This is a genomic window from Lewinella sp. (genome assembly GCF_050633125.1).
Classification (GTDB): Bacteria; Bacteroidota; Bacteroidia; order Chitinophagales; family Saprospiraceae; genus Lewinella.
In genome coordinates, this window is sequence record NZ_JBOEFX010000151.1 from 1 (window position 1) to 20997 (window position 20997).

General features: G+C 45.9%; 14 protein-coding genes. 2 read left to right on the forward strand and 12 right to left on the reverse strand.

Annotated features, from left to right (window positions below):
* Positions 1-341 precede the first annotated feature (341 nt).
* Positions 342-2001 (forward strand): DUF3857 domain-containing protein (locus ACRBG0_RS26050; protein WP_431489775.1); only part of this gene is annotated, 1660 nt, incomplete at its 3' end.
* Positions 2002-2825: 824 nt separating this feature from the next.
* Here ACRBG0_RS26050 and ACRBG0_RS26055 read toward each other — a convergent pair.
* Positions 2826-3158 carry a YegP family protein gene (locus ACRBG0_RS26055; RefSeq protein ID WP_431489762.1) on the reverse strand — a complete coding sequence of 111 codons (333 nt, stop codon included), beginning with the start codon at positions 3156-3158 and terminating at the stop codon, positions 2826-2828.
* Positions 3159-3521: 363 nt separating this feature from the next.
* Between ACRBG0_RS26055 and ACRBG0_RS26060 the strand changes: the two genes are divergently transcribed.
* On the forward strand, positions 3522-4568 hold the full coding sequence (locus ACRBG0_RS26060; protein ID WP_431489763.1) for a patatin-like phospholipase family protein: 1047 nt from the start codon (positions 3522-3524) through the stop codon (positions 4566-4568).
* 567 nt (positions 4569-5135) lie between these two features.
* On the opposite strand, the gene ACRBG0_RS26065 is transcribed toward ACRBG0_RS26060, so the two are convergent.
* The 11 genes from ACRBG0_RS26065 to ACRBG0_RS26115 all read right to left on the reverse strand — a co-directional run.
* On the reverse strand, positions 5136-6203 hold the full coding sequence (locus tag ACRBG0_RS26065; protein WP_431489764.1) for an ATP-binding protein: 1068 nt from the start codon (positions 6201-6203) through the stop codon (positions 5136-5138).
* Positions 6203-8071 (reverse strand): CHAT domain-containing protein, encoded by a 1869-nt coding sequence (locus tag ACRBG0_RS26070; RefSeq protein WP_431489765.1) that lies wholly within the window; start codon positions 8069-8071, stop codon positions 6203-6205. The genes ACRBG0_RS26065 and ACRBG0_RS26070 overlap by 1 nt, the downstream gene beginning before the upstream one ends.
* 118 nt (positions 8072-8189) lie before the next feature.
* Positions 8190-11039: a hypothetical protein gene (locus tag ACRBG0_RS26075; RefSeq protein WP_431489766.1), complete on the reverse strand. Its 2850-nt coding sequence runs from the start codon at positions 11037-11039 to the stop codon at positions 8190-8192.
* A 72-nt stretch (positions 11040-11111) separates the two neighbouring features.
* The gene (locus ACRBG0_RS26080) at positions 11112-12422 is read right to left on the reverse strand and encodes a hypothetical protein (RefSeq protein ID WP_431489767.1); all 1311 of its coding nucleotides are present in this window, start codon (positions 12420-12422) and stop codon (positions 11112-11114) included.
* A 14-nt stretch (positions 12423-12436) separates the two neighbouring features.
* A complete protein-coding gene (locus tag ACRBG0_RS26085) occupies positions 12437-14065 on the reverse strand; it encodes a WD40 repeat domain-containing protein (RefSeq protein ID WP_431489768.1) in 1629 nt (542 codons plus the stop codon).
* Between the two features lies 1 nt (position 14066).
* Positions 14067-15581 carry a hypothetical protein gene (locus ACRBG0_RS26090; RefSeq protein WP_431489769.1) on the reverse strand — a complete coding sequence of 505 codons (1515 nt, stop codon included), beginning with the start codon at positions 15579-15581 and terminating at the stop codon, positions 14067-14069.
* Positions 15578-17851, reverse strand: coding sequence for a caspase family protein (locus ACRBG0_RS26095; RefSeq protein ID WP_431489770.1), 2274 nt, complete (start codon positions 17849-17851; stop codon positions 15578-15580). Before ACRBG0_RS26095 ends, ACRBG0_RS26090 begins: the two co-directional genes overlap by 4 nt.
* Before the next feature lie 3 nt (positions 17852-17854).
* Positions 17855-18598, reverse strand: coding sequence for a LytR/AlgR family response regulator transcription factor (locus tag ACRBG0_RS26100; RefSeq protein ID WP_431489771.1), 744 nt, complete (start codon positions 18596-18598; stop codon positions 17855-17857).
* On the reverse strand, positions 18591-19313 hold the full coding sequence (locus tag ACRBG0_RS26105) for a sensor histidine kinase (protein WP_431489772.1): 723 nt from the start codon (positions 19311-19313) through the stop codon (positions 18591-18593). The genes ACRBG0_RS26100 and ACRBG0_RS26105 overlap by 8 nt, the downstream gene beginning before the upstream one ends.
* A gap of 48 nt (positions 19314-19361) precedes the next feature.
* The gene (locus ACRBG0_RS26110; RefSeq protein WP_431489773.1) at positions 19362-20516 is read right to left on the reverse strand and encodes a mandelate racemase/muconate lactonizing enzyme family protein; all 1155 of its coding nucleotides are present in this window, start codon (positions 20514-20516) and stop codon (positions 19362-19364) included.
* 1 nt (position 20517) lies between these two features.
* The coding region (locus tag ACRBG0_RS26115) for a hypothetical protein (protein ID WP_431489774.1) at positions 20518-20997 on the reverse strand (480 nt) is incomplete at its 5' end.

Below are 20997 nucleotides of genomic sequence, written 5' to 3' on the forward strand. Positions count from 1 at the left end.
GACAGTACTTTATCATTACTGATAAAATTTTCAAAGCAAAAAGTGTTATTAGTGAAGCTCGCAAACTATTTCCGCATTGCACCTATCTCTTGTTTCAGCAATTGAGTGCCTATGCAAAAGATGATAATCGCACCGAAACAGCAACCCTCATCGAAGAAGTCAAACAAAAAGATCCTGACGGAGCCCTAGCCCTCGGCTATCTGCTTGATGATGCAAAAAACAGAGATGATCTGGAAGCACAAGAGGAGATCATCCAAAAAATGGAAGACCGTGAGGGCCTCTCTGAGAACGTCTATCAGCGAAGAATATCACTCGCCGGCGATAAAGACGAAAGAGAAGTAATGTTTGCCTTGATCGACAAAGCTTATGATACCTATCCCGATAATTTCATTTTTGTTTATTTCAAATACTTGGTTCAAAAAGATGTCGAAGGGAATGCTCGCAATGCTGTGCGCGTCTTGAAAAAATACCTGGCCAACCATTATTCTGAAGAAGCAACAGCTGAATTAGCTAGTGCCTACTTTAATATTGGCTCTGTTGAACAAGGTGTTGACACCTATCAGAAATTAATTGAAAACAACCCCATTGCCACGGGATATTACAGTAGGCTCGCTAGCTTGTACTATAATCTAGGCAACTACAAAAAAGCAGAATCCTACGTACAGGAATGTATCTCCATCGCACCTTACATAGACTCTTACCACCAAACGCTAGCAAATACTTATTCCGAGTTGGGGCTTCAGGAAGCAGCAGAAGCCTCTTACCGCAAAGCCATTTTTTACAATCCCTACAATTACGATGCCCGCCGTCAGCTCAGAATTCTCAATGAGCAACCTGATATCTTTTCCTCTTTTACTGCTCCTGATGTTTACCAAATTTACGCAGATGCACCTGAAGGAACGGACTACCCTAATGACCATAGCCTCCTCTTGGCTGATGAAACCCAAAAGGTCATTTACGCTGATGGAGGCTCCGAAGAAAAGCACATTTTGGTGGTCAAGGTATTCAACACTAATGGCGTAGATACGTGGAAAGATTACCAAATTCCGGTTTACAACAATCAGGATGGCTCTATTGACAAGGCAGAAGTGTTAAAGAAAAACGGTGCACGTATCGCTGCCGAAACCAATGGTGGTTACATTGTTTTTTCCAACCTCGAAGAAGGCGACGCTATCCATATTACCTATCGCTTGCAAAATTACTTCAGCGGCAAGCTGGCTAATCACTTCTGGGGCTCTCACTTTTTCGAGCTCTTCCTCCCGGTAGCACATACCAGCTTATCTCTCTTGGTCGAAGAAGGCACCAATTTTTCCTATAAGGTAGAAAATGGCGAGCTTGAACCAAAAATTGAGCAGTTTGACAATTATGAACGATATACTTGGGAAGCCACGAATGTTCCTGCCATCGAATACGAAGCCTTGATGCCCAACCTTACCGATGTTGGCAAAACGCTCCACTACTCTTCCTTCCCCGATTGGAACTACATTGCCAACTGGTATGCTGACCTCGCGCAAGCTAAAGCTAAAGTAGATTTCGAGGTAGAAAATGTAGCTGCTGAGCTTTTCGAAACCAGCAATACACTCACACCACGAGAAAAGGTGGAAACAATTTACGACTACATTGTCAATAATATCCGCTACCGTTCCGTGTCCTTCCTTCAGAGTGGGCTCATTCCGCAGAAAGCTTCTACAACGATTGCTGCCAAACAAGGCGATTGCAAAGATGTATCGACCCTCTTTGTTGCACTCTGCGAAACCCAGGGTATCGACGCCAACCTGGTGCTTGTGAATACCCGGCAAAATGGACAAAAGGAGATGATGCTTCCCAGCATAGATTTTAACCACTGCATTGTTCATCTCCCTCTGGAAGAGAAAGATTATTACCTGGAACTCACCGCAGAGAATCTTCCTTTTGCCGTCAAAGCCAGTAGCACCTCCGGAGCTTTTGCACTCAAAATCCCCCGACAACTAGAGGAAAAAGTAACGGCTCAGGTTCTTGCTCNNTGCTCCTACAGACCAAGTGCCCGCTACAGCCATCCGTACAGCAACCGTCAGTTTTGAAGGCGACAAGATGGTAATAAGCAAAGAGAGCACAAAAACGGGATCCGCAGCATCAGGCATGCGCGATTCCTACGAAAAAATAGGAGAAGATATCCAGCAAAAAAAGATGCAAGAAGCCATCAATGGCGAAGCACCGGGTGTATCGCTAAAAGAACTCGCATTTCAGACCGGATTAGATGATAATTCGGCCCAGTTAATGTACAGTTTCACCTACGAAATACCCAGTGTGTTTACGGATATCGGTGGCCTCAGGATTTTTAGCATCCCCTTTTCTGATGACCTTAGCAACCCCAACTTCATGTCTCTCACCGAGCGCATCTACCCGCTAGAGTTATGGCAGTATTTCAATTGGGAATTGGAAGATGAGACCCTAAACATCAGTATCCCCGAAGGCTACGAACTTGCAGAAATACCAACTGATCTTAAAATTGAAAATGATAACTTGTTCTACGAATTGACCTTTCAAGTCAATGGTCAAGAATTAACAATCAAGCGATTATTCAAGTTGGTCAACGATAGTGTTGCCCAAAAAGATTACCAAATTCTCCGAACGGCCATCGAAAAAATTGTCAAGGCAGATGCTCAAAAAATTGCTTTCAAAAAAGCAGGAAATTAATCCCTAATGGTGTTGTGAATCTCTATATGCGCTTTTCCGACACGCTCTAACTGACAAGGTTTAGCTTACGCTAACCAAACAAAAACTCCTCTGCCCGAATGAATGGACAGAGGAGTTATACTTTTCAGTTTGCTATTGACTAGCTCGTCTTAAACCGTCAAATCCTTAACCGCTGCATCAGCAGAAGCATTTTTCTTAACAGACTCGATACCGTTCTCCATCGTAGCTACTGCTTTGTACATCTGGCTCTTACCAATGATCTGGCCATTAGAAGCCTTCAGTGTAAAGAATGGAGAACCATCTTTTGCCTCTTTGCGCTCAAAGTTAGCGTCATCTTTTGCATGGTTGATCACCGACTGTACGCCGTTCATTGCGCCCGACTTACCAGCATAACCCTGGCTGGAAAGGATCACCTGACCATTGGTTGCTTTAAGGTTGAAATAGAATTTTCCGGAATCATTTTTGAATACTTCGAAAGCCATAATTAATACTTTATCTGTGAATTAAAAGTGTTTCTTGGAGGGTGTCCAACAAAAGATACATCCTACAGACGGAAGAATCTTTCTTAGGTAACAGGTTTTCAGAGGTTTTCTTTCCAAACCATCTAAAAAAAGACATTTCCATTCCGCAGGGAATATCTTAATTTTTAAGCAATCCACAGAAAAAACGAGCTTCCTTTTTCCATTCTCCTGTGTAGTAATTATCCCATTTACCACTTATCATCGCTAAATGGCCACTGGCGGTGCCTAAGTTTCCCTTTGCCCCATTCCTCTGGCAAAACCAGCCAAACATCCCCACCTTTAAAATAAAAATCAACCATGGCCGCAACCGGTAAATTGATTCAAATGTCCAGTTATAATTCTTTATTTCTTCGCCAAAGCCCCGTACAGACTCCCAGTGTACAAGCCAAGGTACTCTGCTTAGACGGGGGAGGTATGAGAGGTATTATTCCGGCTACTATCCTGGCGGCGCTCGAAGACCACTTGATTGCCGAAACAGGTGATCCCCATACCCGCTTGACCGATTATTTCGATATGTTCGCCGGTACTAGCACGGGCGGTATCCTTGCCTGCCTTTATGTCTTACCTGACCTTCATCAACCAACGCGCCCTCGGTTTTCGGCACGAGAAGTGCTGGAATTGTATTGCCATGAAGGACGTCAAATTTTCCACCGTTCTACACGCAAAAAACTCACCAGCCTCATGGGCCTTGCCGGAGAAAAGTTCGACAGTGCCCAGATGAGCAAAGTTTTACAGCAGTTTATGCGTGATACTCGCCTCAAGGAAATGGTAAAACCCTGCCTGATTCCGGCCTATGACATTCAGCAGCAAGCGCCTTACTTTTTCAGTAGTGAGGCCGCCAAAGCTCAACCTTCAGAAGATTATCCTGTTTGGCAAGTGGCACAGTCTACCGCTTCCGCCCCCGTTTATTTCGGGCCATTTCTGGCACAGGCCGCCGATGGTTCTTGCCGCCCGCTCATTGATGGTGGCGTCTTTGCTAAAAACCCGAGCCTTGCCACCTATCAGCATTTACAGCAACTGTTTCCTGAACCCGCCGAATTCACCATGCTTTCTTTGGGCACCGGTTGCACCTCGCAGGCTTTCCAGCTAGAAGACCTCAAAGCAAAAGGCTTATTCAACTGCTGGAAGCCGCTATTGCACATTCTCGGTTCGGCCAAGGCCAGAAGTACCCAGCAACAAATGCGGGAAACATTGGAAAAGTCTCCTGGCACCCATCACTATTTTCGCATCAACCCGCCTCTCGTTGGGGCCAATTCCAGTATGGACGATGTTTCCCTCAAGCAAATAAAAAACCTGCGCAAACTCGCAGAGCATCACGTGAATGCCGAACAAGATCAACTACAAAAGCTGGTAGAACAATTATTGAATTAGCACTAGAGGAATGAGGCAAAGTGGAAAGTGGGAAGTGGGAAGTGGGAAGCTACGATTGGGAGATATCTCAAACAAAATCATAATAAAGATAATTCTGTGTCTGCGCAAAAACATCTCGGAGAGATGGAATATTGGTAGAAAAGGTAAGCTGGACTTCCGGTAAAAGTCCGTATAGGAATGCGGGCTGCTTCGTGCCCTTTGAGTAGAAGGTATAGGGAAGCGAAGAATTAGGGAATTATTTCCAACTTCAAGGAAAAAATCCGATGTTGGGTGATTAAAGATTAGTTTCTACTAGCGTATTTAACTCCCTCTACCTTCTACCAGAAATCCCCTGCGCTAGGGGTAGTAGCCAGCCCCGCAACGCGGGGAGCCCGACCACCGGAAGGGCCGAGCGAACAGCAAGTGGCGAATGACCCGACCCCGACCTTCGGGAGGGGGAGCGCCCTTTTCTAAAAGTTGGAAAAGTGTAAAGGTTATACTCGCCCTTCTTAAAGTCGGAAGTCGGAATTATTTACGTCCTCGCAAACAACCTTTACCCCCTTACACTTTTCCTACTATTCCAACCATTCAACCCTCTTCCGCAAACCGCCTTAACAACTTGATACGCTCAAATTCTGAAAGGCAAAACTCAAGATCAGCTGCACTTAGCTTACGGTTGCGAGGCATATCTTCCAGGATGGATATGGGATCTTTGCTTCGCTTGGTGCCATCTTCCGTGACGAGGGTAAACAACACCTCCAAGGGTAGGCCTTGTGGACTTTTCACGCCACGCTTTTTCAAGCCCGCTTCGATGTCCTGCATTTGTTCGTCCAGAAACTCGGAAAGCACATTTTTCATTGGGCCCACAGCATCTACCAATTCCTCATCAAAAGTCACCTGCTCTAGTTGTTGATTGCCTTGGCGATCAAGATCGCGGCGCCAGAGACGATCGAGATACACCTGAAGGTTGGTCAGGTCAATCCCTTCGCGGGCATTTCTGAGGTTATCCAGGATCATGCTCGTCGTTCGCTTGGCTTCTTTTACTTCGATGTTACCATAACGACAAGTACCCAGCACAACTCGGCTCAGGTTGTGATCGTTCATCTTTTCTATCCGCAAGCGATTGTCAAAGAGCGGGGGCACAACCTTCTCAAATTCCGACAGGTACGCAATGTACTCTTCCCGAATAATCAGCAAAACCTTACACTGTAAACCGGCCTGTAGAAGGTTACTTATCGACTGGTGAAAAGCCTGCTGCTCCGCTTCCGCCCCCATGATATAGAGTTCTTCAAACTGGTCGAAGATCAGATACACCGGGCGGTAAGTTTCCAAGTAAAGGTCCTTCACGCGATGTCGCAGGGGCGTGCTTTCCTCCCATTGGGTACTGCTGTACTTCCCTATTTCCCGCAGTAGCGAACGATTGAGGTCATTGCCCCTACGAATAAAAACCGGCAACCAATCGGTCTCTTGAAAGCGGTTCGCCAGGCCGCAATTGACCAGGCTGGTCTTCCCTGTTCCCGAAGCACCGTACAGTAAAACCAAGCCCGATGCATGTACGGCGTTGAAAAGCTGGGCCGTTTCTTTATTGCGACCGAAAAAGCGGTCTTTATCCTCCTTGTCGTAGGAGTCGAGGAATTTGAATGGATTCGTCATCATTACGCCAAGTCATTTTTGCAGAGGAGGTATTGATCGTACAATATTTGAAATACTTTCGGGCTATCATCGCTGCCAGTATCGGTATCCAAGCCAAAATCGAGGCCAAAGTCATCACCAAAATCGTCTTCTTTGAGATTTCGGCCTTCCGTAAAATCTTCCTGCGTCATATTGGTATGAATTTGATCATCTTCATTGTTCAGCGCATGAAAGAAGCTGTGATCAACGGCCAGGTAGGTCAATTGATCGTTGGCCTCCCAGCCCATCAGAAAGATGTGTGCGAGACGATCCTGCTCGGTGGTTTCGCTTTTCTTGACTTTCACAAAAGTGTTTTTGTCAATGATGAAGGGCGAAAGGTTCAAAGACTTATCGAGATGCTTTTCGTTGGACACCAGGATGATCGAAGAGCTATCAGAGTAATTCTCCTTTCGGCGATATTCCTGATCCTGATAGAGGTTCAGGCCTGTGCCCTGGGTGGCGTTCAGTGGGCCCATGTCCAGCTCGTAGGCCAGGGGTTCAAATCGCGGCCGATTGATGGACACATTGCGTACCGTGAGTAGGCGATACCGGGCTAGGAATGCCGCGGCGCGTAAGACGATGGAAACGGCCTGTTCGGTTCTCAGGCAGTGCTTATCCAAATCAGTCGTGGGGGGATTGGTTTGTAATTCTCCCCGTAATTTTTCCAAAAAGGCGTGGGCTTTGGCCAGCGGGCTTTCTGGGTTTTGCAAGTCTGTCGCCAGTATTTCCAGCTCTCCGATGAAAGGCATTCCTATTCCGGCGATTTTATCGTACAAGGCAGGTATTTGCCCCATAAAATCGAAGTTGGCAAAAGCTCCTTTCTGTTGCTCTAGTTGTGGCCATTTCGCATCATGAATGGTTCCCCGCGATTGCTCCCACAGGTCAGACACAAGGACATAATACAACAACTGACTTGTAATAAGGTAAGTGCTTACCAAATGTTCCAGTCGCTCTACGTTGGGTTTATCGTAAAAGCGCAACAAGCGAATTTGCGAGCCAATAGGCCAGGGAAAATTCTCGATCACCAACCAGGGGAAGTGTTTGGAGTCTTTTTTTACCGTCTCCTCCCCTCTTTGTTCCACCATTTGGCCATAAATATCCGGATTGTATTTACACATCTCATCCAGTACCAGTACGATATAGCGGTTGGCGGTAAAACTCTTACCGATGTACTGGATCATGTCCTGCGGCAAGCCTACTGGCCGGAAAAACGGCAGCTTCCAACTTAGAATCTCGGTTTTTCGAGCTTCCTGTACGTATAGGCCCCAGGGCATATCCATGCTATTGTCTTGGCTGGCAGCCCCTACCCAGGAGGCATCTCGCATGACCACTTCTACGCTCTTGCTGAATTTTGTTTCCAGGTAAGCCTGTGCCATCTTGAAGGCTTGGTCGATGGTCCGGCGATTGGCCAGTGCTTCGTAAAACTGCTGGCTAAACTCCATGGCTTTACGGTCTTCGATGGGTACGGCCGTAGCGATCACCGCCGGTACGCCGGCTGCCAACAGGGTTTGTACCTGCCCTTTGGTAGAGCAGCCATTGAGGAAAACCAATTGCAGTCCTTCCTGCTGGCCCAGCAGTTGTACCAAGCCTTCGGCGTTTCCAGTTCCACCTTCCAAATTTAACTGAGTACCTGCGGCGTGGCCAGCATAATGAAAGATGGCGATGCGTTCTTTATTCTTGGTGAAGGTCGCAAAGATGTCTTTGACCTGCGCACTCTCCTCGCGGATAAGCTTGAGGTATTCCTTGCGATCCAGCTCCTCCAAAGCACCGTACAGGCGGCGGCTCTCCTCTTTGAGGAGGTCCAGATGCGCGTCTGGGTCATTGGCGAAGGTGAGGAAGATGATGGGGGTCATGCTTTTACGGGTTTGTTGGTTTTACTGGTTCGTTCGTTGGATGGTTTGCTGGTCCGTATTGTTTTCGTTGCCGTTGAAACGCATTGCAATGCGTCTGTACAGCGATGCTGTAGATAATTTAATCAATTCCATAGAGCTTTCGTTGTTCTGGGGTGAGCTGAGGGATGCCGGCTTCGTTTTTGAGGTAGTTGTAGATACGTTGGGGGGTGGGCCATATTTTGGCGATGCCATTTGTTGATACTGAAAACACGCTCCTACCATCAGCCGAAAACACGACGGAAGTAATTAAATTAATTCTGCTGACCTTTTGCAAGTCAGCAACTGGATTGTGCTTCCAAAAGTCCGCCAATATCCTACCAGAACTCACATCCCATACTTTAGCACTGCCATCCCTTGATGAAGTAACAATTTTAGTACCATCAAAAGAAAAATCGGCAGAGAAAACATCATTAGTATGTCCCTTAAAGTCCATCACCAGATCACCGGATACTACATCCCATAACGTTAAAATACCGTCAGCATATGCTGTGGCGATGCTTGCACCGTCAGGGGAAAAAATAACGAAATCCCCCCTTGTGCTATTTTCCGCGAAAATTTCTGTAATCAAATCACCTGATACTACATCCCATACTTTAGTGCTGCCATCCCTTGATGCAGTAGCTACCCTAGTCCCATCAGGGGAAAATACGGCATATTCAACTACCGAATTCTCTTTTAAATCCGCAACTATCTCCCCGGACTTTACATCCCATACTTTTGCGGTATGATCATAAGATGCGGTCACAATACGTTCACCATCAGGGGAAAAAACGGCAGTTCTAATCCCGCTGTTGTGCCCTTTTAAATCTGCAACTAACTTACCGGATATCACCTCCCATATTTTCGGACTCCCCCCATAAGGTGTAGAGACCAGATGAGTTCCACTAGGGGAAAAAACCTCATTATTGACAAGCGTGGTAGAGCCATTGAAACGGACCAGCTCTTCCTCTTCCAATGTACATAATTTTAATATGCCATTATGGGAAGCCATCAATATCTTCATACCATCAGGTGAAAATGCGGCAGCTCTAATATTCGTTGTGTATTTTTTAATAAAGACCCAATTGGCCTTTTCCTTTACCCATAATCTGGCGTTGTCATCATGAACAGTAAGTATTTTTTCACCATCAGGAGAAATGGTGGCGAAAAAAAAATCAGCGGAAGCATCCTGAAAATTGAATATTTCAGGACCAAACAACGCCCATAACTTGACACTTCTTCCCATCGAAGCGGTTAGTACCTGCCTTCCATCAGGAGAAAAGACGGCAGCAAAGACAGGACTTTTATCTTCTAAGCTAGCCAATTCCTCGCCGTCTAATGACCATATTTTTGCACTACCTGCATATGATGCCGTCAAAACCTGGGTACCATCAGGAGAAAAAATAGCCGACAAAACGTATCCCATATGCCCATCAAAGCTAGCTAGTTCTGTTCCATCCAATGCCCAGCGTTTCGCACTGTAATCGTAGGAGGCTGTCAATACCTCAGTCCCATCAGGTGAGAAACTTGCAAAACGTACGTCCCCCTTATGCCCCTCAAAACTAACCAACTCCTCACCCTTTAATGACCATAATTTTGCTCGATCATCATTAGAAGCCGTTAATATCTTAGTACCGTCGGGCGAAAAGACAGCAGAACATACCGCTTCTGTGTGTCCTGTAAAATGAGCTAGTTCCTCCCCATTCCGCGTCCATAGCTTTACCGTAGTTCCGCCTGCAATTGTCAATATCTGCTTACCATCAGGCGAAAAAATTGCTGAATAAAGATTATCTTCTCCACAATCAAAACCTTTCACCTCTTCTCCGTTCAGTGTCCATAGTTTCACCACACCATCTTCCTCAACAGTAACTACCTCCGTGCCCGCGGGTGAAAATGAAGCCTTATATCCTGCAAAGCTGGCCAATTTCTGTCTATCCAGCGTCCATAATGTTGAGGTACCAAAATTAGAAGAAGTAAGCACTTGAGTGCCGTCCGGCGAAAAGACAGCCGACAAAATGTATCCCATATCCTTCCCTCCAAAACTAGCCAGCTCCGTTCCATTCAATGACCATAATTTAGCAGTTCCATCTTTTGAGGTAGTTAAAGCTTCTGTACCCTTATACGAATACACTACAGATCGAACATCATTCGTATGTCCTGAAAAATCCTTTTGAAACAAGGGCAATCCTGGTTTGCCAAACTGGCCATAGAAAATGTCAGCCATACCTTTTTGAACAGCGGCTGGGGGCTTATCGGTGTGCTCATAAGCAGCCTGAGCAATCCGTAGTGCAATAGCCATTTCGCTCCTAGGCAAAGAAGTCGCTCTGGCGATAAGGGTGAGTGCTTCTGCTTCTCGCAATCGTATTTCAGCACTCCTTCTTTGCACCAAGGCTTCCTCTGCATTCAGATCAGCTTGAAGCTGGGCCATTACCGCAGCAATTCGCCGAAGTTCCGAAGTATCTCTAGCGATTTGTGCTTCTTCCAGTGACTGCTGTAATTCTGCTTCTTTAATTTCGAGCGCTTGGGCCTTGGCGGTCGCCTCGGCAGCACTTTCTTTGGCTTGCAATGCATTGACTATCGCGCGTTCTTCATTGACTATCGCACGTTCTTCGCTGGCTACCGCCTGCTGCCCATTAATCACCGCCCAAGCTGTTAAGCCTAATAGTACCACAATGATAGCGATAACCAACAGGCGTATATTCCGTCGTTTAGTAAGCAATTGCTTTCTGGCGAAAACTATAAACGCACTCTCTTCAACAGAAACATTCACTTGTCCCAAATAAGGCGTCACATAATCCACATCATCCTGAGTCAAGCGCGCACCGCGTTCCTGATAGGCAGCATAGCGCTCACTGATATACCGCTCTACCTTACGGCGCGTACGCGCTTCGGTGCTGGCTTTTTCAAAGACCTGGTGAGCGATGGTATCGTGACTGAGTTCGTATTTCATAAAAAGACAAAAACTTATTTTAATGTGAGGTTCACCTACAGTATCAGGAACACAACAGGGTAAAACCCACCTTCACTCATTGAGTTTACTCGTAAAATCTCGTTCAGCAGCCATTGCCGCAACGTAGTACGAAACCTTGACGCGCTCTAACGCATATTGCAGTTTCGGATTATCCGTAAGGTTATTAAGGAGAACAGTACTAACACGTAAGTATTCGGAAACTACTGCCAACTGGCTATAAGTTGCCGTATTTCCAGGTGCACTCAGGATGGTTCCTAGCCCATCTACTGCAGCTGTTTGCCAGGCCACCAGTTGCGTTTTTTGATCAATTAGCCAGTTGAACAGCGTCACCTCTCTTTGGCTCAAAAAGGAGCTGCAAGCATTTCTTTGTGCTACCAATGCTTCGAGGGAGCTTTTTTGTGCAGGTAGATTGACATTAAGCTGCTGGCGTCTGGCTCCCAGGATTCTCTTGTAAGTAAAGGGAATTGGTACATTTCTCAACAGCGGTATGGCCTGCTGTACCTGACGAGCATTTAATTTATCGACCTGTTCAGAACGGTTCTGGCTGTTATAGGCCGTCTTCATTCCTCCCTCTACCATCGCTGAAATATCCAAATAGACGGCCGTTACCGCCTCATTGACATCTATCATCGGATCAGGATGAATAATTGCTATGGGGGTGCCCCAAACATACAAATCTGCACTTGTACCATCGTAGAAAGCCAGGCGATATAGCTGATTAAGCGCTTTGCTATTTTTGAAAACAGTAAGGTAACGGTTATCAGGGCTCCTTCGCCCTTTGGCGGACTCTGAGTAATTTACATAACGAGGATTCTTGCGGATATTAAACTCGCCTAAAACATCTCTGCGGACAAAAGGGTACAGCGGTGGAGCAACAGCGTTATTAGTGATCGTATTGGGATTGGCCATGACACGATCATTGCTCTGTGCCGGTTGACGGTTACGCCCTCCAAGTGGAGACTGACGGATAGCACCTGGTTTTGGTACCACACGACTATATCTGTAAGTTTGCCATAAGAGGTTGCTATGCAGGTCCTCCAAGTCTTCCAAGTAGAAAAATATATTTAAGTTCTGATAAGGCACCCAGGTACCAGGATCCCTTTCATAATTCCGAAAACTGATGGCCAGCGTCCGTGTATAAGTAACTTCTGGCCTCATCCGGATGGAATCGGCTTTCAAGAAATCAAGCCACCAATTGCGGTTAGAAAGTGTCTGGTCCAGGCCACGATTGGCATTCATCGTAGTGGCTACATCTTCACCGCCTAGGTCAAGGGTATCAGTAACTCCGCTAATAAACTGTGCTTGTAGGTGTGCGGAGAAAAGACCGAATAGTAAAATGAATAATAAGGCTTGGTGTTTCATGGTAATAGGTTTATTTATTTCAACCGAAAATACGTTTGTTCTTCCTGTGTAAGCGGCCTTAATCTCGTTTGATAATACTGGATCACTTGTGCTTCATTCAGTGCCTCTTTCTCCGCCACGTAATCGAAATCAAATTTCCAGAGCAGTGCCTGATTTCCTCCAGCAGTCGATAAAAAGTGTACATTATTAGGTGCGTATACTCCCCATAAAGTGCAATTATTAAAGCGAAAAAGTTCTTCGTTTTGTTTCAAAAGGCTATCTACAATCTGCTGAACCATCGTTTCATTATCGTCACTCGCACCCAGAAAAAATCGCCCATTATTGCTCATGGCCCCAAATTGAGCTTTCCCTTTGGGAGACCACTGCATATCGAGGTAAGTTTGGGTTGAACTGATGTTCCAGACGTAAATAATATTGGTATCGCGACTGATGGAAACGATTCTTTCCGGCTGTTTACTAGGAGTAAAGGCCGAATGTGTCGGTTGATAGGCACGAAACAAGAGGGCAGCTCTAGTTTTGAGAGTATCGCCGTTACTCGCCAGCATAAAATCGCCCGCTGCCGTACGAAAAACAATTTTATCATTATTGGGGCTTACGCTGATCCCATTTACGGTTTTAGCCAAAAGGTTTTGATAATCTAAAACGGCTTCGCCAGCGGCATTCCAACGTTTAATATCACCATTAACATCGGCAGTGATGAGATCCCACTTCTTTTCTATTTGCAAAAAACCGAGGCTAACTACGGGTGCTTCCAGACTAACAATCAGTGGAGGCTTGGCTAGTTCTCGTAAATCCCAAACATACACCTGCTTATCGGTGATCGCCCCCAATTGAGCGTTATCGGTACTCAATTCGGCGCTCGAAAACTCAAGGTCTTTAGCCAGGGTTTGAATTTTATTACCGGTTACATCCCAAAGCATCAATTTCCCCGTTGTGCTGAGACTCAAAACGAGATTCCCCGCAGGTAAAAGTCGAGCCCAGCGAATACCGTTATCGTATTGTAGGCGGTTCAGGGTTTTCCCGTCTAAATTGGATAACCTTACTTCTCCATCCAGTGAAGCGCTCAAAAAGTAAGTACCATCTTGGGAAAATTGTAGCGTCGTAATCGTATCCTTATGATGAATACTTCTCACCAGCGGGTTCTCCTTAATTTCGAGCAGTACCTCTCGGGCGATTGCTGTCGCGTCATCATCATTATCCCACAACAATGTTTGTTCCGCCAATCGGAATGCTTCCCGTGGCTTTCCTTCGTAAAGCGCGTAGCGGGCCGCCAATCCTATCCGCATGGATTTACTTTGCTGTTCACGGGCTTCAACCGCATCACGCTGGCTATTGGCCCATAACGCCAGGATCGCAAAAGCAACACTAGTGAGAGCTAGCAGTAGCAAACGAATCCTCCGTTTGCGTTGCAGTCTGCGCTTTCCTTGGTGTAAAAATGCCAATTCCTCTGTCCGGCTATTAACTTGATCGAGATGTGGCCAAACAAAATCAACATCATCCTGCGTCAGTTGAGCGCCGCGCTCTTGGTAGGCAGCATAGCGTTCGCTGATATACCGCTCTACCTTGCGGCGCGTACGTGCTTCGGTACTGGCCTTCTCGAAGACCTGGCGAGCGATGGTATCGTGGCTGAGTTCGTATTTCATATTATTCGTGCTGCTTAAAAATAGCTTCTTTTTCGCGTAACTCCCGGTAGTAAATCCCAGCCAGCTTACGAAGTTTACTGTGTGCCGTGGCAATGAGGGGGTTGCTGGCCAGCGCTTTCTCTCGTTCCTTGACGGCATGGTCAAGCAGCAACAAATAGGAAAAAGAGTTTTCTTCCGGAGGCACGTCCAGTAATTCTTCCAATTGCAATTGAAAGCGTTTCCATATATTAATATGGTATTGAAAACTGAGCAAGTAAGCATTGAAGAAAGTTCTTTCCTCATCGGTAAACACCGTCGTGTATACTGCTAATTGCTCGGTTGTAGCCGCTTTTTCCCTTGTGTAATTTGTCACCCTATCACGAGCTCCATTTAGCGTTGTTCTGATTTTTTGCAACTCTTCAGGATTTAGCGGAGTCGCTTGCAGGGCTTTCTGCGCAAAACTCATGGCTGTTACTGAAAGTACACGCTCATCACTGGATACTGCTAAAGGTCGATAACTCTTCAATTGCCCTGCTTTTGTCTTAATAGCCTTCGAGAGTGGGTTGCCTTTGTTTTCACTCGTAAAAAACCGAACGATATCATCTTGAATGGGGAGTGGCTCCAACAATGACTCCTGTAGCTGCAGTATTTCATTGAGGTACCTATCCATGGCCCTTTCGTCCTTGCTTTTCCATGCCTGCTTCAAGCTGGTAAAGTATTGCTGCATACGACTGGCCTGTTGTTGCTTTTCGGAGTTTACTTCTGCTTGTGCCCGCTGATTGAATTGAGAAGCCAAAGCTGCTGTTGCTCTGCTTTGAGCATTAAGGTTCGTTTTTTGTGTACCTAATTCTTCATATGCGAAAGCAATGTAATCTCTATACAAAGCCTGCCGAATTTGAGGATCAAAAATCTGGGTATATAGCTCCAATAGCGGCTGATAACGAGGGTGGGAAACCTGAGTAGGGTCAACCTCCTTTCCATTCAGCGCTACAAAAGCGGGATTCAGGCACCCCGGACAATACTCAGAAAGGTAATCCTTGCGAACCAATGGATAAGCCAAAGCCTCATGATTTGGCTCCGGCAATCCTGAATACCCCGGCCAGATTATCTTTTTAGGCTCACTCATTTGCACTTCTCCTGCTTGAGTTTCATATTGCGCAAAACGTAGTAAATCTTCTAAATAAACGAAGAAAGAAACTTTATCATAAGCTACTGGAGGTGAAGGATGTAAACTAGACAAAACAGAATTGCTACTGGTATAAAGCACATTTTTTGCTCCTTCCTCAATAAGTGCGGCAATTATGGCTTCGTTGGCAACTTGGTTGCGTTGATCTAAAAGCGACACGTAGGGCACTGCTGCTTCATCGATTTCTATGCTGTCTTGGTCTACCGTCTTGACACGAGTAGTGTCTACTGGTTGTTCTTCTTGAGTGACTTGCTCTTTTACTGGTGCTTCGTTACAAGCTGTAAACATCGCGCATAGCAACACCAGGAAGACAGTTACTTTAGCCGATAGCCTTTGCTTCAATTGATTCATTCTCTAAGGGTTTTAACGGTGACGCTGGTGGTATACCAATCGGGCACTTTGCGACGAGTCAGGGAATGCATCCCCCCCCAATTTACGCCGCGATGCTGAATATCACTCAATAAACTATCAAAAGCGTTGCCTATTTTCGGTGCGCCGCCTGTTCGGGGAACTTTAGCCCGCTGGAGGCTATTCTGCCACAAGTGCATCGGATCAAACTGGGCGGTACTCACAATAAGCTTGAAGTGATCTTCTACTTCCTCAACAGGAATCCCTCTTTTGTTTGGTGGCAAACTAAAAGCCAAGAACAGGCCTTCCGGGTCTGCGCCTCCTGGAAGTTGAATGTGAGACCCTGCGTAAATTTCCAGTTGCTCCCGCTTAATCATCCGCCCACCATTCATGAACTCAACAGTCCCCAAATGGGCATCGCTGGCCAATAAACTGGGGTTGATACCAAAATCTGGTCTTAAATGCAACAAGGCACAATACAAAGGCCCAGGGTAAGTTTTCTGCAATCGGACTCTGAACTTCAACTGGGGATCTGGTTCGCCTTCAGGTGTAGCTTTCAGGACAATATCTTTTTCTTGCACGTTGACGACCTCTCCCGCAACATTAAGAACATCAATTGTCACTAGCCCTTGAGGAATGGAAGCCGGATGATCGTTCCGTAGGGAAAGGGTGCGCTGCCATTTCCCAAGATGGGCCAGTTCATCAATAAAAGCTTGCATGGTAGGCTTATCCCACCCTATTCGTGGCTGAATGAGGGCTCCAACTTCATCTTTTGCACAGATGCGTAATTTCTTTTCTCCTTTATATAAATAAATGAATAGCCGGTATTGCCAACCGCCGCCTTCTTTTTTCACAACAGAAAGATGAGGGGCGTCTTTGAGCAAATTCAATAAATCCTTTTGAGCCTCTAGCAGTTGCCCCTGACCAGGAGAAAGGGTTGCTTCATCAAGCAGCTTCTCCTCATCTTCTAGCTCTATACACACCTTTGTTTTTGGCACTGGTGAGCTATGTACAATTGCCTTGAGTAAGGACTCCCCCTCCGGAAAGGGTTTACCATCAGTAAAACTGACGATACTATGAGCCGGAGTAATGTTTTTGAGCAGAGCCAACCTTTCTTCGGTCGGTTCTGCCGACGACTTATTCGATAACACTTCAAAAAAAGTAGCCCCTTCCTCCGGGCCAAGAAGACCATGTAAAGAACCTGCATCGAGACGAGCTTCCAGCGGATTATCCGCGCGTAACAAGGTAAAAGGTGCCTTTTCAGATTCCGCGGACTGGTTGCCCAAAAAGTAATTATCCAAGTCTTCTGGCAGGCTCGCATGAACCTGAGGGCTTTGATGTGTAACCCTTTCTTTGGCTTTAGCACGAATCAACTTTAACAGATCTCGGTAAGTAATTCGCCCACGAGTAGCCCTGAGGGTTTGGAGAAGGTAATAGGTAAAAACGCCAAAGCGACCTTCTCTAAAAGTGGTTTCTTTAGCCAACTGATAACTGTGGCACGCATAAAGTGCCAAATGCCGGCCTTCTGGCAAATGGAACTGGGTTGGATCAGAAGACAAGGCCAATCGCGCGGCTTCATCATCTTGGTAAAAAAGATACGAAGCAATGTCGTTCTGTTCCGTTATTCCTTTTAATGGTGTAAAACGTGCCAGTGTGCCCTCTTCTTTAAATCGGGTATTACCACTGGCATTACAACAATCCATCAACAGCACAATATTAGGGTTACGCGTTGCGATTTCAGCAATCAACCAGCGTAATTCTTTATCGCGTAAGGCGGGTACAAATTGCCCGTTTTTTGTAGTAAAACTATCCTGGCAAACGATGGTTTCCGCGCGATGTGTACTGCGTTCTTCTGGGTCCAAGTGCCAGAGTTCTTCTGGTCGGGTTTCGTAGGAACCGTGCCCACTGTAGTGAACAAGAACTATATCGTCTTCCTCGGCCTGGGTGAGAAAGTCTTTAAAACCCGCTATAATTTCCGAACGCGTGGCTGTTCCTACTTTTCTACTAGCAGGCATAGGTGCCTTTATCTCTGGGTCCTCTTGCTGCTGTAAAACAGGGCTCCACAGACAAAGTAAATGCAGGCATTCTCCTGCATTGCTCACACTCTCGCGTAGGTACTTCTCAACAGCTCTACTATCCTGAACACAACCTCCCAAATTTGCCCCCGGCACCTCGTAGCGATCAATACCAATCAGGAGGCAATAAATACGACGCCCCGCAAAAGGTGGACTTTTGGACGGTGATTCAATGGGTTTTGGCGAGGTGGTGCTCATAGGCTAAGTGTTCAAATTAAACCGATCCAATGCCTTAAGGAAATCATCCTTTCGGCGGCGAGAAATGCTGATGGCTTTACCACCTTCCATAATCACAAAGCCGCCTTCATTGCGAATGTATTCCGTCATTGCACTTAAATTAATCAAGTAAGAATGGTGGATTCGGCAAAAGCCCAGGTCTTTCAACTCTTCTTCCACCCAACCTAATGATCTACTGATTTTCAGTGGTTTTCCTTCCTTCAGGTAAACCAATGCTACATTGTCTTCTGCCTGTGCATAAATCACTTCTGACAGTTCAATAAATTGCTGGCCAGTACTGATAGGGAATCCAAACCGGGGTGCCACAGGAACCTCTGGTGTATTTCCGGCGAAACTGCTACTTCTTTGTTTTTGGCGTGCTTTGCCTACCGCATCCAGCAATTCGTCTTCATCAATCGGCTTTAGCAAATAATCAAGCGCACTGTTTTTGATCGCCTGAATGGCATATTCATCGTAACTGGTCGTGAATATAAGATCAAAAGTAGGGTGCTTGATAGCCTCAAGTACATCAAAACCACTCATATCACCCAATCGGATATCAAGAAACAGCAGGTCCGGCAGGTGCATTTTTATCGCCCGGATAGCTTCTTTGCCACTGGTACATTCCGCTATAATTTCTACCTCTGGGCAGTTGTTTTGCAGTTTCCAACGTAGATTGTCCATGCCGCTGGGTTCATCTTCTACCAAAATGGCTCTTAACTTACTCATGACTAGATATTTTATACGGCAACCACAATAAGGTACGGGTGCCGCAAACTTCGTTATTTTCGTTTCGTAGGTCACTCACCTCCACCTTTGTATCCTCTTGACCTAACAATTGTCGATTTGCGAACTTTAAGAGGCTATGCTCACTTCGATGTTTCGTAGACACGCGAGGCAAGGCAGTATTCCCATGACCAATTAGTTCATCTGTAATAATACAACATAAATAGGAACCTTCCCGCTTGGTCTCCAAGGAGAGTAAACTTGGCAATTCATTCTGCACAATACGCTCACAAATAGCTTGTTCAAGAAAAGGTTGAAAAATAAGAGAAGGCACCACAATGCAGTCTGTTTTTAGCTCAACCGAAATTTTCATTTGATAGTTAAATTTACTCTTAAAGCGGAGTTCTTCCATTGCCAAATAATGCTTCGTAATTGCTAATTCCTTACTCAAACTGGTAGTTTGTCCGCGCGAGGCCAGCAAAACCTTGCGCATCAAGTGAGAGAAATGGATCAAGTATTTTGAAGCTGCGCGCTTTTGGTCCAAGTTGATCAAACTTTCGATTGCATTCAGGCTGTTGGAAAAAAAATGGGGACTCAGCCGCGCACTTAGCACCTCCATTCTACCTTCTAGTCGAAGATATTTCTTCCTTTGCTGATAAAGTAACCTCAGCAAGAGCAGTACCGTTAATAAAGTGAGGACGTAAAAAATACTTGCCATGAGAAGATAGTATAATATAGAGAATTTCTGATTTGGGAGCTTTCCCTTTTACGCTTCTATCGCTATTGCTACCGCTTGTTTCTGCAACTTCAACTTGCTATACTGCAGCAACCTCCGTTGATCAACCGCTACAGGCCACCCCATAAAAGGTAAAGCAGGTGCATCAATCGTTCCGTCCTTATCCACCATAAGGGGGCAAGAAGTAAGGTCTTCTTTCAAAAGCATCGTCCCCAAAGCCCCCTCGCAAGCCGTCAGCTCCGGAGCAATCATTGCAAAAAGCAACCCCGCTGCTGTAAGAATACTGGTTTCACCATAATGAGCACTCAACTGGCAGCGTATCCCATTCGCTTGAGCCAAACGGTAAATCTTAAGGGTATTAAATAGCCCTCCGTTTTTGGAAAGTTTGAGGCTAAAATGATTGCACGCCCCATTTTCAATCAATCGCATTGCATCAGCATACGTGCACAATGACTCATCGGCCATAATACTCGCCTGACTACCAAACGCTTGTACCAACTGTCTTGCTTCATTATCCTCGCCAGACGCAAGTGGCTGTTCAAAAGAAGTAACACCTAAAGTAAGTGCCTTACTGATTTGCTCTCGGGCCATCGCTAAACTCCAGCCAGCATTAGCATCCATGCGAATTGGCGTTGTACTCCCTATTAAGGCTTTCATTTCTCTAATACGATGCAAATTGGGCGCTACTGTGCCATAAGCTTTAAATTTCCAGGAAGAAAAATTCAGTTGCTTTACAATAGGTCCAAGTTTACCCCAGTTACCTTGCGGAAGAACGCCACTGTACTGCACCTCAGACGAAGTGATGCCAGCGCCCAGTTCTTCTGCCAAATCTCTTTGATACTCCCAGCTCCAAGCATCTAACAGTGCAAGTTCGATGGCACATACTGCCGCAGGGCCAATACCCTTATCGAGTTGCTCACTGGTCCATTTTTCTATGTCCTCTAGCGAAGAAAACACTAAGTTTTCCAACTCTCCCTCCCACTTAGCAAGGCAGTCTAAAACACTGCTTATATCTTCTCCTGTCACATAGGTTCGTGGGCAACTTTCGCCAAATCCTATGGATCGCTCCTTTGTTTGAATACAAACAATAATTGAGTTAGAGGACAGTGCATTCTGATTGGCTTGTGCAAATTGAATCCGTAATGGAATCTGTATATGGTGGCAGGATATTTTCTGTATTTGCATCTTATCTGGTGTATTCGGTTTGTAAAGAATTTGCAGGAGTCATCATAGGCGCAGCCTTGAGTTTCAAAAAGGCTTTCTTAACCATAAAGACCAGATTTTCCCAGGTGACAGGGCCCATTGTCAACAGGCCAGATCCTTGCAGGTATTCAGGATTTGCCTTTGCAAAAAGGTAGATATCAGGGTCTCGGAGTTTTTCTTCGGCAATAATCATTTGAGGATCATTAACCAAAAAACTATCTTTAGCAACCGTCCCGCTGGACGGGCAATAGCGGTGGCCATAGTTAGAGTGCCCTAAGTAATCCCGCAAATTTTTCATCCGTAATGGAAGAAGTTGATGGCGGCGTGGGTAGCATTCCAAAAGATTTTTTGCGAAAACGAGGTAGGCACGATACGTGAGGGCGTCTGCCCAAAAGACAACCTTTCTGCTTAGGAAAGCGCGCCAAAATTTAGTCATTAGCAACAGCCCTGTACGGTTGATGAG

Bases quoted from the DNA above. Each gene is read 5' to 3' on its own strand.
- ACRBG0_RS26055 (WP_431489762.1), bottom strand. From the start codon at position 3,158: ATGGCTTTCGAAGTATTCAAAAATGATTCCGGAAAATTCTATTTCAAC.
- ACRBG0_RS26075 (WP_431489766.1), bottom strand. From the start codon at position 11,039: ATGAAATACGAACTCAGTCACGATACCATCGCTCACCAGGTCTTTGAA.
- ACRBG0_RS26090 (WP_431489769.1), bottom strand. From the start codon at position 15,581: ATGAATCAATTGAAGCAAAGGCTATCGGCTAAAGTAACTGTCTTCCTG.
- ACRBG0_RS26095 (WP_431489770.1), bottom strand. From the start codon at position 17,851: ATGAGCACCACCTCGCCAAAACCCATTGAATCACCGTCCAAAAGTCCA.
- ACRBG0_RS26105 (WP_431489772.1), bottom strand. From the start codon at position 19,313: ATGGCAAGTATTTTTTACGTCCTCACTTTATTAACGGTACTGCTCTTG.
- ACRBG0_RS26085 (WP_431489768.1), bottom strand. From the start codon at position 14,065: ATGAAATACGAACTCAGCCACGATACCATCGCTCGCCAGGTCTTCGAG.
- ACRBG0_RS26100 (WP_431489771.1), bottom strand. From the start codon at position 18,598: ATGAGTAAGTTAAGAGCCATTTTGGTAGAAGATGAACCCAGCGGCATG.
- ACRBG0_RS26065 (WP_431489764.1), bottom strand. From the start codon at position 6,203: ATGATGACGAATCCATTCAAATTCCTCGACTCCTACGACAAGGAGGAT.
- ACRBG0_RS26060 (WP_431489763.1), top strand. From the start codon at position 3,522: ATGTCCAGTTATAATTCTTTATTTCTTCGCCAAAGCCCCGTACAGACT.
- ACRBG0_RS26110 (WP_431489773.1), bottom strand. From the start codon at position 20,516: ATGCAAATACAGAAAATATCCTGCCACCATATACAGATTCCATTACGG.
- ACRBG0_RS26070 (WP_431489765.1), bottom strand. From the start codon at position 8,071: ATGACCCCCATCATCTTCCTCACCTTCGCCAATGACCCAGACGCGCAT.
- ACRBG0_RS26080 (WP_431489767.1), bottom strand. From the start codon at position 12,422: ATGAAACACCAAGCCTTATTATTCATTTTACTATTCGGTCTTTTCTCC.